10 protein-coding genes are annotated in these 13893 nt (G+C 71.2%); 7 read left to right on the top strand and 3 right to left on the bottom strand.

Annotated elements, in window-relative coordinates; translation table 11 throughout:
- Positions 1-61: 61 nt before the first annotated feature.
- The 7 genes from ABD363_RS22450 to zwf are packed head-to-tail and all read left to right on the top strand — an operon-like array spanning position 62 to position 8441.
- On the top strand, positions 62-865 hold the full coding sequence (locus ABD363_RS22450) for a cupin domain-containing protein (RefSeq protein WP_344606404.1): 804 nt from the start codon (positions 62-64) through the stop codon (positions 863-865).
- Between the two features lie 5 nt (positions 866-870).
- Positions 871-2679: an asparagine synthase (glutamine-hydrolyzing) gene (gene asnB / locus ABD363_RS22445; protein ID WP_344606402.1), complete on the top strand. Its 1809-nt coding sequence runs from the start codon at positions 871-873 to the stop codon at positions 2677-2679.
- Positions 2676-3722 carry a PrpF domain-containing protein gene (locus ABD363_RS22440; RefSeq protein WP_344606400.1) on the top strand — a complete coding sequence of 349 codons (1047 nt, stop codon included), beginning with the start codon at positions 2676-2678 and terminating at the stop codon, positions 3720-3722. The genes asnB and ABD363_RS22440 overlap by 4 nt, the downstream gene beginning before the upstream one ends.
- Complete coding sequence (locus tag ABD363_RS22435; RefSeq protein WP_344606398.1) at positions 3701-4837, top strand: acyl-CoA dehydrogenase family protein; 1137 nt, start codon at positions 3701-3703, stop codon at positions 4835-4837. Before ABD363_RS22440 ends, ABD363_RS22435 begins: the two co-directional genes overlap by 22 nt.
- Positions 4825-6276: a dihydroorotase gene (locus ABD363_RS22430; protein ID WP_344606396.1), complete on the top strand. Its 1452-nt coding sequence runs from the start codon at positions 4825-4827 to the stop codon at positions 6274-6276. The genes ABD363_RS22435 and ABD363_RS22430 overlap by 13 nt, the downstream gene beginning before the upstream one ends.
- A 54-nt stretch (positions 6277-6330) precedes the next feature.
- A complete protein-coding gene (locus tag ABD363_RS22425) occupies positions 6331-6825 on the top strand; it encodes a flavin reductase family protein (protein WP_344606394.1) in 495 nt (164 codons plus the stop codon).
- A complete protein-coding gene (gene zwf / locus ABD363_RS22420; RefSeq protein WP_344606392.1) occupies positions 6822-8441 on the top strand; it encodes a glucose-6-phosphate dehydrogenase in 1620 nt (539 codons plus the stop codon). The genes ABD363_RS22425 and zwf overlap by 4 nt, the downstream gene beginning before the upstream one ends.
- 891 nt (positions 8442-9332) lie before the next feature.
- Here the strand turns inward: zwf and ABD363_RS22415 are convergent.
- The 3 genes from ABD363_RS22415 to ABD363_RS22405 all read right to left on the bottom strand — a co-directional run bounded on the left by ABD363_RS22415 (position 9333) and on the right by ABD363_RS22405 (position 13451).
- Positions 9333-9551, bottom strand: a complete 219-nt coding sequence (locus ABD363_RS22415) for a hypothetical protein (protein ID WP_344606390.1) — start codon at positions 9549-9551, stop codon at positions 9333-9335.
- A 613-nt stretch (positions 9552-10164) separates the two neighbouring features.
- Positions 10165-12834 carry a DEAD/DEAH box helicase gene (locus ABD363_RS22410; protein ID WP_344606388.1) on the bottom strand — a complete coding sequence of 890 codons (2670 nt, stop codon included), beginning with the start codon at positions 12832-12834 and terminating at the stop codon, positions 10165-10167.
- A 107-nt stretch (positions 12835-12941) separates the two neighbouring features.
- A complete protein-coding gene (locus ABD363_RS22405) occupies positions 12942-13451 on the bottom strand; it encodes a hypothetical protein (RefSeq protein WP_344606386.1) in 510 nt (169 codons plus the stop codon).
- Positions 13452-13893: the final 442 nt, after the last annotated feature.

Genomic DNA, 13893 nt, shown 5'->3' with positions numbered 1-13893 from the left:
GCACCGACCCGCACCGGCCCCCGCCCGCGCCGGAACGACCCCCACCAGAAAGGCACCCGTGATGCATCCCGCCGCAACCGACACCACCCGCGGAACGGTGATCCGCGCCGACCGCCTCGCCTTCCACCCCGAAGGCCCCTGCCAGGTCGCCTGCGCCGTGGGCCCCCACCTGGGAGCGCGTACCATCCGCCTGGACGTGGTCCGCATCCCCGCCGGCGCCACCTGGAAGAGACCCTCCGGCACCGCGGAGGAGAACGTCGCCGTCGTCTTTCAGGGCACCGGGCAGGCGACCTCCGGCCGGCACCGCCGGCCGATCGCGGCCGCGGACGCCGTCTACGCCCCTACCGGAGACGACTGCGAACTCACCGCCGACCGCGACGCCCCCCTCACCGCCTACGTGTGGACCTCCCGGCTGCTCCCGGGACGCCCCCGCGCCACCGCCCCGCGCCGCTTCACCAGCCTGTGGGACACCACGGCCCAGCTCACCGGCTTCACCGGCACCGGCCAGGCCGCCCCCCCAGCGCGCACCGCCACGATGAACTTCCTGTTCTGGCCCGGCACCGGCAGCCCCCAACTGTGCCTGCACTGCGGTGTCATGCAGCCCGGCGAATACTTCAGCGTGCACGTCCATCCCCACAGCGAGGAAGCCTTCATCGCCTTCGAGGGATCCGGACAGCTCCACCTCGACGGCCGGTGGATCGACGCCGAAGCCGGCGATGTCCTCTACGCCCCGCCGGGCGTGCCCCACGGCACCCGCCACCCAGCCCAGGACGCCGCCGCCCCCCGCTTCGTCACCTGCGGCGGCCCCACCCCCTTCGACCCGATGCTCTACGAGCGCGCAGGCCTTTCCAGCGAGGTGATCTAGCCACCATGTGCAGGATATTCGGACACTTCGACGCCGACGTCACCCCCCACGAACTCAAGACCGTCGCCGCGCTCCAGCGGCACGGCGGCCCCGACGCCCAGACCCACGTCACCGGAGACGGCTGGGGACTGGGGAACAACCGCCTCGCCATCATGGACCTCGACGGCGGCGACCAGCCCTACGTCCTGGGAGACATCACCGCCGTCTTCAACGGTGAAATCTACAACCACCAGGAACTCCGCGACTCCCTCGTCCGCCGCGGCCACACCTTCTCCGACACCTGCGACGGATCCATCATCCCCGCCCTGTACGCCGAGTACGGCACGGCCTTCGTCGACCACCTCGACGGCATGTTCGCCGTGGCCGTCGTCGACCTCCGCCACGAACCCCGGCTGATCCTGGCCACTGACGACATCGGCATGAAGCCGCTGTACTACCACTGGGACGCCGTCCGGCGGCACCTGTACTTCTCCTCCGAACTGCCGGCCCTGCTGTCCTTCCAGGCCGTCCGGGCCGACGCCTGGACCCCGGGGCTGGACGCCTACCTGGCCACCAAGACGCCCTTCGGCGAACAGACCATGTTCGAGGGCATCAAGGTGATGCCGCCGGCCGTCACCATGGACGTCACCCGCCGCCACGGCCCGCGCATGCATCACCGCGTGCCCACACCCGCCCAGGCGGCCACCGATCCGCAGACGGCGGCGGACCAGGTCCGCTCCCTGCTGCGCCGCGAGGTGCACCGCCTGACCCGCGCGGACGTACCGGTATGCGCCATCACCAGCGGAGGACTGGACTCCAGCCTGGTCACCGCCCTGGCCGCGGAGAAAGTCCCCGAACTGCACACCTTCAACATCGCCTACCGGGGCACCTGGCCGGCCGACGAGCGCGCCTTCGCCCGCCAGGTCGCCGAGCGCTGCGGCACCCGCCACCACCAGGTGGAGATCGACCCGGCCACCTTCCCCGACCTGCTGGCCGACGTCGTCTGGCACCTGGGCCAGCCCAACGCCGACCCCATCACCCTGAGCACCTACGCCCTGTTCAACGCCGTCCACAACGCCGGCTTCAAGGTCGCCGTCACCGGGGACGCGGCCGACGAACTCTTCGGAGGCTACGCCCGCATCAAGGAGGCCCTGGCCGCCCCCGAGGGAACCGACTGGATCCCCGGATACCTCCAGGCCCTGTCGGCCATCCCCCGACAGGACCGGATGCGTCTGTACTCCCCGGAGTACCGCGCCTACATCACCGACCGCGGCACCGCCGAGGACCACCTCGCCGACCACCTGCGCTCCACCCGCACCAGGCGGCTGGAGACGATCACCCGCGTCGAGGTCGGGCAGCGCCTGCCGGCCTACCACCTGCGGCGGGTCGACCACCTGAGCATGGCCTCCTCCGTGGAGGTCCGTCTCCCCTTCTGCCAACCCTCCGTCGTCCGCTACGCCCTCGCCCTCCCAGACCACCTGAAGGTGAAGGACGGGCAGGTGAAGCGGGCCCTGTACGGCGCGGCCCGCGGCCTGCTCCCCGACACCGTCCTGAACCGGCCCAAGCAGCCCTTCACCCTGCCGATCACCGCCATGCTGACCCCCGGCCAGCCGCTGCTGGACTTCGCCCGCGACATGCTCACCGCCTCACGCATCCGCGCCCGCGGCTACCTCGACCCCCAGGCCGTCAACCGCCTGCTGGCCGCCCAGCAGAACACCCCCGACGACCGGAGCGCCCTGGCCATCTGGTCCCTGCTCATCCACGAACTGTGGCAGGAGCAGTTCCAGGGCGGCCGGACGCGTACGCACCAGTTCGCACCGGGAGTCCCCGCATGATCGCCTACCTCGCGCAAGCCGTCGGCGCCCCCACCCCCACCCTCGTGCTCGACGCCGGGCCGTTACCCCGGCAAGAGGACGAACTGCGCACGGTCCTGACCACCGTCCGATGCTGGCTTGAGGACCACGGCCACGGACACGTGCTGAAGTTCGCCCTCGTCAAACCCTCCCCCCACCCCCTGTTCGACCTCGACTACCGGTTCGTCCAGGGACTGCCGGGAGGCACCGACCGATTCGACTTCCGGGGCAGTTGCGGCCACTCCATCCTCTCCTCCGTCCTGGCCGCCGACAACCTCGGCTGGCTTCCCCGCCTGTCGCCCGGCAACCGCATCCGCGTCCAGGTCCTCAACAACGGTGACCACGTGGTGTGCGAGGTGGACGAAGCCCGCCGCAACAGCGGGAACTTCACGGTCCACTTCCTTCAAGGAGACGGCATCCCCCTCGGCGAACTCCTGCTCACCGGACAGGCCCGCCAGATGCTCATGACCGCCGACGGCATGCAGGAAGCCTCCCTGGTCGCCACCGGCAACCCCTACGTCTTCGTCGACGCCGCCTCCCTGGGCATGGCCACCCAGCAAGAACTGTTCACCGCCGGCGAGACCCTCTACGACCGACTGCTGCGCATCCGAACCGCCGCCTCGGCCGTCCTCGGCTGGCCGCCCGAGAGCGTCTTCCCCAAGATCGCGGCGGTCGGAGCCTACACACCGGGCCGCCTGTCGGTCCGCGCCATATCCGTTCCCAGCTGGCACCCCACCCTCGCCCTCACCGGAGCCACCTGTCTGGCCGCTGCGGCCGCCATCCCCGGCACCGTCCCCGCCCGACTCCTGCAGCAGGCGGGCATCACCGCCGACGACATCACCATCGACACCCCGGCCAGCACCACCCATGTCGCCGCCTACCTGTCCGGCGGCGACGGCGAGGCGTCCCTGCAGTGGGTCAGCGTGAAGGGCAAGCACGCCCACCTCAACGGACCGGCACCGATCAACGAACTCAGCAGCTACCTCTACCGGAAGGACCGGACATGGCAACCACTGACCGTATGACCTCCCCCACCGCCCCCCCGTCCGGACAGCTCGACCCCCGGCTGGAGCACCTGCTGCACCGGGACGCCGCCGAAGCCGACCGCACCGGCCGCATCACCGACGACGTCCTGCACGCCCTGCGATCCTGCGGCATCCTCGGCACCGCCGTACCGCGCGCCTACGGGGGAGCGGGCAAGGACGCCACCGAGATCAACGCCCTTGTCGAACAGGTCGCACGCGCCGACCCCTCCGTGGCCATCATCCTCTTCCAGCACTTCGCCGTCAGCGCCCGCATCCAGGAGTGGGCCGACGAGGAACAAAAGGCCCGCTGCCTGCCGCGCCTGGCATCGGGGGAGTGGCTGGCGGCATCGGCCTGGAGCGAAAGCGGCGCGGGCGCGGACAAGCGCAACCTGTCCACCACCGCCGAACGCACGCCCCACGGCTGGGTCCTCAACGGCGCCAAGGCTTTCACCACCGGTGCGGGCCTGGCCCAGCTCTACCTCGTGCTCGCCCAGACCTCCGCCCCCGAACACGACACCTCCCTCTACGGCAGCAGCGGGCAGACCTTCTTCCTCGTCGAAGCCGACACCCCCGGCCTGACCGCCGAGACCGGCATGGACCTCGTCGGCATGCGGGCCTCGGCCACCGGCTTCGTCGAATTGCGCGACTGCCACGTCCCGGCCGGCGCCGCCATCGAGCCGCTCGGACAGGCGGCCCGCATCATCGCCGCCGTACGCCACTCCGGGGCCACACTCGGCGCGGTGTCCCTCGGCATCGCCCACACCGCCTACCACCTCGCGCTCTCCCACGCGCGAAAGCGCGGACTGAGCGAAGCACAGGCCGTACGGCACAAACTCGCCGACATCGCCGCCCTGCTGGAGGCCACCCGTGCCCTGGTGGAACGGGCGGGCCGCCGCACCAGCGACGACCCGGGCACCACCACCTTGCTCAGCAAGCTCCACGCCACCTCCACCGCCGAGCACATCTGCCAGGAAGTCAAGCGTCTGCTGGGAAGCAGCGGCTTCCTGAGCGACCACCCCATCAACCGCCTCGCCCGCGACGCCCACGCCGTCGGGCTCATGGGCCCGACCAACCACCTGACACGAGAGCTGGTGAGCGCTCAGTGGACCGCCTGACCACCCACCCCACCCCCTACGACCTGGTCGTCACGGACGCCCGCATCGTGACGCCGCACGGTGTGCGCCCCGGCCACCTGGCCGTGGCCGACGGCCGTATCGCCCGCATCCTCCCCTCCGGGGAGACACCCCCGCCGGCCCGCCGCACCCTCCGGGCCCGGGGCCTCCACCTCTTACCCGGGGTCATCGACTCCCACGTCCACTTCCGCACCCCCGGACTGACCCACAAGGAGGACTGGGCACACGGCAGCCGCGCCGCGGCCGCCGGCGGGGTGACCACCGTCATCGACATGCCCAACACCCGCCCCGCCCTGCACACCGTCGAACGGGCCCACCAGAAGGCGGAACTGATCGAGGGCACCTCCCTGGTCGACTTCCGGTTCCACTTCGGCGTCAGCCCCCACACCGTGGAGACCATCCGGGACCTCTCCCCGCGCGTCGCCACCTCCGTCAAGGTCTTCATGACCGGCCACCACACCGCTCCCGACGTCATCCACGACCCGAAGGTCCTCGCCCGTGTCTTCGCCGTCGCCGCCGAGACGGGCATCCGCCTAGTGCTCCACGCCGAGGACGACGGCGTCTTCGCCCTCCTGGACCGGCGGCAAGGCACCCCGCGCCACTACGACCAGTACGAACGCACCCGGCCCCGCAGCGGCGGCATCGTGGCCGTCACCAAGATCATCGAACTGGTGCGCCGATACGGCACCGCCGCCCACGTTCTGCACGTCTCATCGGCAGAAGAAGCCGACCTCCTGGCAGCCGCCCGCCACATCGGACTGCCCATCACCTACGAGACCACCCCCCACCACCTCTCCTTCACCGCCGCCGACACCCACCGGCTGGGCGCCCGCATACGCCTCAGTCCGGCCATCCGCCACAGCGACGACCAGCAGCGGCTGTGGGACGCCCTGGTCGGCGGAGAGATCTCCACCCTCGGCAGCGACCACGCCCCCCACACCATCGAGGAGAAGTCCAGGCCGGCACCGGACGCACCGCCGGGTCTGCCCGGCGTCCAGGAACTGCTCACCGCGGTCTTCACCGGGCTGCGCAGACGCTTCCCGCACACCTCCGTCGACGACAGCCTGACCCTGCTGGCCCGGGTGTGCTCGGCCGAACCGGCCCGCCTGTTCGGCCTCGACCAGCAGAAAGGTTCCCTCACCGAGGGGCTCGACGCCGACCTCGTCCTCTTCGACCCCGAGGCCACCTGGCTGATGTCCGCCCGGCACGCCCACACCAAGAACCACTGGTCCGCCTACGAGGGCTGGACGTTCACCGGCCGCCCCACGACCACCATCCGGCGCGGCGAGATCATCTGGGACGGAACCTCCTTCGGCCCCGCCGGCGGTGTGTGGCTCGACGCCCGCAACCCCCTGGCCACCGAAGAACCGGCCACCCCCCACCACCCTCGAGCCACCAGGGAACCGGCCCCCGCCCCCTGACCCGCCCCGGCCCGACCCGCACCGACCACCCTGCCAGCGAGAGACGGGAAACCGATGCCCACCGACTACGCTTCCTTCCTCCACGCCATGGCACAGGTGCCCACCCCCGTCACCGTCGTCACCACCCGCACCAGCGACGGGCACCGCTACGGCTTCACTGCCAGCGCGTTCTGCTCCCTGTCCGCCCGGCCCCCCCTGATCCTGGTCTGCCTGGCCAAGACCTCCTCCTGCCACCCCGCCTTCACGCGCACCGGCAGCTTCATGGTGAACCTCCTCGCAGAGGACCACCAGGAGGTCGCACGGGCCTTCGCACGCGGCGGGCAGGACAAGTTCACGGACAGCACGATGACCGAATGCGAACTCGGCCTGCCCGGCCTGCCCGACGCGGCGGCCCGCCTCGCCTGCACCACCCACGCCGTACTCGACGGCGGTGACCACAGCATCCTCGTCGGCCAGGTGGAACGCACCGCGGTCCTCGAACAGCAGCCGCTCGTCTACCACAACCGGCAGTTCGTCGGCACCCGACCGCATGCGATGGCGACGACATGACGACCACATCGCCCCCACGCTCCCCCCACCTCTCCCCGCCCTCGCTCACCTCCCCCACCGAGCGAGCAACCCACCCCGACCGCTTCCACCTGCCGGGAACCACGCAACCGACCGCACTGGTGATCTTCGGCATCGCAGGCAGCCTGTCCCGCAGGAAACTGCTCCCGGCCATCTACGACCTGGCCAATCGCGGCCTGCTGCCGCCCGACTTCTTCCTCATCGGCATGGACCGCCCGACGGCTGAGCACACCGACTTCGTCCTCCCCATGCTCGACGCCGTCACGACCCACGCCCGCACCCCGCTGCGCGAACGGACCTGGAGATGGCTGCGGGACAGATTCCGGTTCATACCCGGGGACTTCGGCCAGGAGACACCCTTCATCGCCCTCAAGGAGACCATCGCGTCCGCCGAACGCAGGAACGGAATACCCGCACACCACGTCTACTACCTCTCCACCCCACCCTCCTGCTACGCCCCCGTCGCCGAGCAACTGCGAAGACACGGACTCGCCGACGCACGCGGCGGGGCCCGAAGCCTGCTGATCGCCGAGAAACCCTTCGGGTACGACCTGGCCTCCGCCCGTGCCCTCGCGACCGCTCTGCGACGGGCGTTCCCCGGCGGACGGATCCTCTGCACCGACCACTACCTGGGAAAGGAGGCCCTGCGCAACATCACGGCTCTCCGGTTCGGCAACACGGTCTTCGAGCCGTTGTGGAACCGGCGGCACGTCGACCACGTCCAGATCACGCTGGCCGAGGACGAGGGGATCGGCGGCCGCGCCGAGTACTACGACGGCGCGGGAGCCGCCCGTGACACGATGCAGAACCACCTGATGCAACTGCTCGCGCTGACCGCCATGGACGAGCCCCGCACCTTCGACCACGACACCGTCTCCGCGGAGAAGACCAAGGTCCTGCGGGCGGTACGGCTCCCCTCCGACCTGGACACCTACGCGGTCCGCGGCCAGTACACCCGCGGCCGTCAACACGCCGCACCGGTGCCCGGCTACCAGCAGGAGGAGGGAGTCGCCCCCGGTTCGACCACGGAGACCTTCGCGGCCCTGAAAGTCGAGATCGACAACCAGCGCTGGGCCGGCGTCCCCTTCTACCTGCGCACCGGGAAAAGACTCAGACAGCGCGTCACCGAGATCTCCCTGGTGTTCAAGAACGCTCCGACGGCCTTCACCGGAGAGTCCCACCGCAACCCGCCGAACGTTCTCTCCCTCCAGGTCCAACCCCGTCAGGGAGTCGAACTCCGCTTCGGGGTGAAGGTCCCGGGAAGCACGACAGACATCCAGGACGTGACGATGGGGTTCGACTACGGGGAATCGACCCTCCCGCCCGTCCCCGGGGAGTACGAGTCGCTCATCGCCGACGTCCTGCGCGGCGACACCACCCTGTTCCCGAGCCGGCCGGAGATCGAACACTCCTGGAGGATCATCGACGCCGCCCGGGAACACTGGTCCCGTCGCGGCCGCCCCGAGCCGTACGCCCCGGGAACCTGGGGACCTGCGGCGGCCGAGAGAATGCTGCGGTCGGACGGCCGCGCATGGCTCCGGTCGGGCACGGACACCAGCGCCGATCAGCGACCGCCGTCCGCACCGCGCAGCCCGTAGCCACCAGGCAGACCGAGGCGACGAGGAAGCGCCAGGCCCCGGAACCGCCGTGTTCCCGGGGCCTGAGGCCGTGCGCAGAAGGGACCGCCCCGCCCGCCGTGCACGTCCGGTGCCGGCCTCGTCGAGCAGTGGTGACGTCGCTTGCCGATGAGTTCGAAAGGCACCGGCTCCCGTGCCAGGGCAGCATCGCTCCTGGTGAAAGGTGCTGGTCATGCCGCAGCTGTCGAAGGTCGAACTGTACGCGGCGATCCGGCGCGACCATCGCGGCGGCATGTCGATGCGGGGTGCTCCGAAGTACCGGCGCGACCCGGCGACGGGGCTGAAGTCCTCCCCGCCGACGCGGGGGTGTTCCCGAGGCGGACGCCGAGCACCAGGCGCAGCCGGAGTCCTCCCTGCCGGCGCGGGGGTGCTCCGACCATCACGGGCGTGATCAACGGGACTCCCTTGTCCTTACCACCGATGCGGGGGTGTTCCGTTGTGCGGGCTGCGATAGGTGCTGGCCTGAGTGCCTTCCTCGCCGATGCCCTGGCCGACCCCGACGGCGAAGTCGCCTGCCTGACGTGGAAGGAACAGTGCCGTGTCGAGGCCCGGACTGCGGAAGAACAGCAGGCGCGCGCGTGAGAGGAGGCCCGGCATCAGCGGGAGGCGGCCGCATGGCCGTGTTCCACCTGCGGCCGTCCCGTTTGCCCGTCCGACTCCCCGCGGGCGACAGCGAGCACCCGGCCGAGGCCGACGGCGACTGCACGGTGTGTATCCAGGGCGCGGAGCGGGGTGCCGGGAGACCGGGTCCCGGGCTGCCGCGGCAAGCCCGGCACCCGGTGTTGCGGCGCTCGTCTAGCTGGTGGTGCCTGGCCGGGTGCGGCGGCTGGGGGCTGCTGGCCTGGCAGGTTGTCATCGGCGGCCGCGGGCGGCCAGCACGGTCGCCAGCAGAGGGCTGCCGATACTGCCCAGGGCGGCTGCGGTCTCCCGGTACGCCGGGTGCTGGTGCAGCAGGTAGCCGAGGAACACGAACACCATCCCGCCGGTGATCAGCCAGTGCAGCAGCCGGTCCCGGTCCCGGCCTGGGTCTGGTTCGGGGATACGCGGCGGGTTCGGCTCGGTTGTGGTCATGGCGTGCTCCTCCAAGGGGTGTTGGGCGTGCGCCGGTCGCACACATGTGGTGGGCAGAGGAAGTGCTCCCGCCCCTGCGCGTCTCGGACAGGCGACAGGACAGGGCGGGCCCCGTTCCCAGGAGTTCTCCGGGGAGTGCGGTGCCTGGTGAGCCCGACGGTGCCGGGCGGGGTGGTTAGCTCCGCAACCCGCCCGCCGACCCGAGATATCTCTGCACCCCTGTTATGGGCGGGTGGGGCGGAAGCGCTCGGGTGGCATGGTGGAGGAGGCAGCCGCCAGCGGCGCAAGCTCCCCTTCTGCGGACCGGACGCAGGCATGGAGAAAACCCCACCCGTCCACGGATAGGACCCGGCAGGACTGCTGAGTCGGGTGCCTGATGCAGGGGTTTCCGGGCACACCGAAGACGTCCGCCTTTATAACGCTGGAGTCCTGGAACGCAAAGGGGTTCCTGGCGCCTGGCCCGCGAGAGCCGACTGTTCAGCGGTTTTTAGGGAGTCAAGGGGGGTTCGTCCGAGATGTCATGGCGAACAAGGAGGTTGCGCGCCCAAGGAACGCAGGCGAGTGGAGTCGTCCATTCCGGTTGGCCCGGACCGTCGGATCCGCGCCTGCTGCGTTATAGCGCCCCGAGTTCCTCCAGCACCTTGATGCGTTCGTCCGGCAGCCGGTCCCGCCGTTGGCGTTGGTTGCTGAGCCATACCCCGAGCCGGATGAGGTGTTCCTGCCCGGCTTCATCGCGGACGGCTTCAACCCACTTTCTCGGCACCCGGGTGTGTCCTTCCCGGCCCAGGTACTGGCGCAGGGCGGCCAGGCCGCGGTCCCAGGTGCTCGCGCCCGCAGGCACCACCGCTCCTGCTGCCGTCTGGTTTCCGGGTCCGGTCTGGCCGCCCGGCGCGCGGGCCAGGGTGGTGGGGTGGATGCCCAGGGCGGTCAGGCGTTGGCGTTGTCCGTCGGTCAACTGCTGCCAGTGGGTGCGTTGCCGGGCCAGCCACAGCCCGATGTCCTCTCCGCCGGCGGTGACCCCGGGGCGGATCTCGTCGAGGGTGGCGCCGCCGTGGAGGCAGACGCGGACTTTGGCGTAGTGCCGTTGCCAGTCGGTCGGCCACGCGGGGTTCCAGTCGGGGTCGATGGCTGCCAGGCGGGCGGCCCGCTCCGCGGCCCGGTCCGGGTTTTTGCCGAGTCCGCCGGGGCGGCGGCAGTTGGTCAGCCACTGCCCGACCGGCCGGCCCTCGGCAACGGCCGTCCGAGGAGCGCACAGCGTCCCGTGCACGGCGAAGTAGACCCGCGCCGCAGCGAGGTTCTCCTCAAACTGGGCGTCGGGTACCGACCAGACCATCCCGGCCTCCTCCAGCAGCTCGACCCGCCACGCCGCCAGGGTCCCGGCCCGGTAAGCGCGGCGCTGCTCACTGACCCACTGCCCGAGCGGAAAGTGACCGACGCGGGCGTCCAGCGGCACCACCACCGTGCCCTTCCCGCGCTCCTTACCACCCTGGCCCTGGGCCTGAGTCCGGTTCCCGTCACCGTGCTCCCGGCTGTACTCCTCGGGCTCTTGGTCCTCGCTCTCTTTCTGTTGCCGGTGCCATTTCCGTAGGGCGTTGAGCCCGGTGAGCCAAAGGTGGGATTCGGGCCGGATGACGCGGATGCGGACGAACTGCGCGATGAGTGCGGGGTCGCGGGGGGTGGCAAAGCGCAGTAGCGGCACCGCCTCCGCCGCCTCTTCACCTTCGCCCTGTCCGTCGCCGCTGTGTGCGGGGTCGAGGTCGGTCACCGACACGGGCTGGGTGCGGCTGAGGGCGGTGGTGACGGCGAGCTGTTCGATGAGCTTGGCCTCATGTGCCCTCAGGCCCTGGAGGACGGCGACCAGCGGCTGGTAGGAGGCGGAGGCGAGCATGTCGTCCGGCGCCTCGCCCGGGGCGAGGAAGACGGGCACGATCAGCCGGGCCACCTTGCCCTCACCGGGCTTCTGCCGCAGGGCTCGCCCCACCGCCTGGACGATGTCGACGGCCGAGCCGCGTACGTCGGCGAAGACGACGCCGTCGACACCCCGCCTGCCGCAGATGTCCACCCCTTCGCCCAGGACGCGGACGTTGGCCAGCACGCTCAGTTCGGTCTCCCAGCCGTCCTCGTCGATGCCGTCGGCGAACCGCTGGAGCACCGCCCGTCGGTGGGCGGGTTCGTGTTCGCCGCAGAGCCAGTCGGCCCACACTCGCCGCGGGCAGGTGGCCGGGTCCTCCTGGTACAGGCGGGCCGCGGTCTGCGGCAGGGCACGGGCGAAGGCCAGCGCCTCGATCGTGCGGTGATGGAAGCTGATCAGCGACCGCACCCCCGTTTCGGCCGCGTGCTTGACCAGCGCGGCCTGCAACGCCGCCAGGCGCCGGCCCCGCCGCTCCTCCTCGCTCCCGCCCGCGCCGAGGTCGGGCGGCCGGATCTCCAGCACGTCGATCTCGAACCGGGCCAAGACGCCCCGATCCACCGCCTCGGTGAGGGAGAACGTGAACACCTGCGGCCCGTAGAGGCGCTCGTCGTCCATGCTCGCCACCAACCGCCCAACAGCCCTCGGAACGGCCTCTGAACGGCCTTCTACGGCCTCCTGAGCCCCGCTCCCGCTCTCTGCGGCTCTTGCCTCGCCCGGGCGTCCGGCGGGTTCCCAGATACGCGGCGTGGCGGTCAGGTACAGCCGCCGTGCTGCCGGGATCCGGGTCTGGTCGTGGATGGCCGCCCACGGCTTGGCCCGATCCCCGGACGTGCGGTGCGCCTCATCGACCACGGCGAGCCCGAACGGCGCCAGCTGCTGCCCGTAGACGCCCCGGAAGGCGGCCTCCAGCGGCCCGGGCCCCTCCACCACCGACCCGTCTGGATCGGTTGGGCCGGCCTCCTGCCGCGGCGCGAGGGAGGCGTAGGTGGCGAACACCGTCACCGGCCCCGACCCCGCCCACAACGCCAACCGGATCGGGTTGGTGGTGCACCGCACTCCCAACCCGGCCAGCGCCGAGTCGCCCTCCAGGGAACACACCGCGACGGCCGGGCCGGTGTGGCCGGCGGCCCGCCACACCTGGACGGTCTGGGTGAGCAGGTCCAGGGTCGGCACCATCACCAGCACCCGACCCCGCGGCTCCAGCCTCCGGGCAGCCTCGGCGGCGATCAGCGTCTTGCCCGCGCCGGTGGCGGCCACCACGGTGGCCCGCAGCCCCTCGGCCGGTACCTGGTGACCTGCGCGGTATTCCAGCGTGCGCACGATCGCGTCCACCGCTTCCACCTGATGCGGCCGGAGCCTGATGCCCGCCATGAACGGCCCTCTCGTTCTCTGCCCTGCTCCCGGACGTTTTCCGCGCTTCTTCTGTACCCGGAGGGGAATTCGCGTCCGCGCAAGCATGGGCACGAATTCCCGCTCGGCTACTCCCCGGTGTTTTCGGTGCCCGCCGGGCCAATGGTGAAGGGGGCCACCTCGATGAGTCCCTCGGGTGTGGTGCGGACGCGCTCAGCGAGCAGGCCCAGCAGGCGCCGCGGAGTGATGCCGTGGGCGGTGGCGCAGGCACGCAGCCGCTGGTAGGCCTCCGCATCCACCGGGACGGTCAGCACCAGCCTGGCCGCGCTGTCCTGCTCCAGGCGAGCGGTCTGTTCCTCCCGCGCCCACCGCACCGCCGTCGGATCACGCTCGGGGTCGTAGACCTCCAGCCCCTCCTCCTCCATCACGTATCCGATGCGCCGCCACTCGGTATGCTCGGCCACCGCGATCCCGATAGCGCGGACATCGTCCTCGGTCTCACACAGCCGCGAGCGAATCCGCTCGTGCAAGCGCGCCTCGTCCGTGGCCTTTTCAATCTGCTCCAGCGTCATGCCCGAAGCCCTGCGCCGCACCGCCGCGCGGGCGCGGACTTTCGGGTTCTCCCGCCTGTCGTGCATGGGCCGTTCCTCGTCTCCCCAGGGGTGGTGTGTTTTCCCGGACTCTACACAGCGATGCATCCCGCTGAGAGGGGAACCCGCCAACTCCCTCGATTTGGTCACCCGGTGACCTCCCGTCACACTCGCTCGCCGCCCCGCACCCCCTCCCTGTAGCCAGCCCGGCCCGCACAGCGGGCCCAACCCTCATCTCACATTCACCCACTGACGGCCACTCACTCCACGCCCCACGGGGCCGCCCCCGAGGGCGGAGCGCAGCGGAGCCCCTTTGGCCCGCACCGCGGGCCGCCCCGGCCCCGAACGGGCGCAGCCCGAAGGGGCCCTGGGGCCGCGCAGCGGCCCGCCCGAGCGTAGCGAGGGCTCCGGCGCGCAGCGCCGGAAGCGGCGAGCGCAGCTCGCTGTTTCGCTGCTCCGCGCGTCAGCGCGGAGGGACCCGCTCCGCGGG

This window comes from Streptomyces glaucus, from assembly GCF_039533365.1.
In the GTDB taxonomy this organism is placed as follows: domain Bacteria; phylum Actinomycetota; class Actinomycetes; order Streptomycetales; family Streptomycetaceae; genus Streptomyces; species Streptomyces glaucus.
The sequence above is the reverse complement of the archived record's forward strand: the minus strand, read 5'-3'. Positions and strand labels throughout refer to the sequence as shown.

What these genes read in the sequence shown, in the direction of transcription:
- ABD363_RS22450 (WP_344606404.1), top strand. Translation starts at nt 62, where the DNA reads ATGCATCCCGCCGCAACCGACACCACCCGCGGAACGGTGATCCGCGCC.
- ABD363_RS22440 (WP_344606400.1), top strand. Translation starts at nt 2,676, where the DNA reads ATGATCGCCTACCTCGCGCAAGCCGTCGGCGCCCCCACCCCCACCCTC.
- ABD363_RS22405 (WP_344606386.1), bottom strand. Translation starts at nt 13,451, where the DNA reads ATGCACGACAGGCGGGAGAACCCGAAAGTCCGCGCCCGCGCGGCGGTG.
- ABD363_RS22435 (WP_344606398.1), top strand. Translation starts at nt 3,701, where the DNA reads ATGGCAACCACTGACCGTATGACCTCCCCCACCGCCCCCCCGTCCGGA.
- ABD363_RS22410 (WP_344606388.1), bottom strand. Translation starts at nt 12,834, where the DNA reads ATGGCGGGCATCAGGCTCCGGCCGCATCAGGTGGAAGCGGTGGACGCG.
- zwf (WP_344606392.1), top strand. Translation starts at nt 6,822, where the DNA reads ATGACGACCACATCGCCCCCACGCTCCCCCCACCTCTCCCCGCCCTCG.
- asnB (WP_344606402.1), top strand. Translation starts at nt 871, where the DNA reads ATGTGCAGGATATTCGGACACTTCGACGCCGACGTCACCCCCCACGAA.
- ABD363_RS22425 (WP_344606394.1), top strand. Translation starts at nt 6,331, where the DNA reads ATGCCCACCGACTACGCTTCCTTCCTCCACGCCATGGCACAGGTGCCC.
- ABD363_RS22415 (WP_344606390.1), bottom strand. Translation starts at nt 9,551, where the DNA reads ATGACCACAACCGAGCCGAACCCGCCGCGTATCCCCGAACCAGACCCA.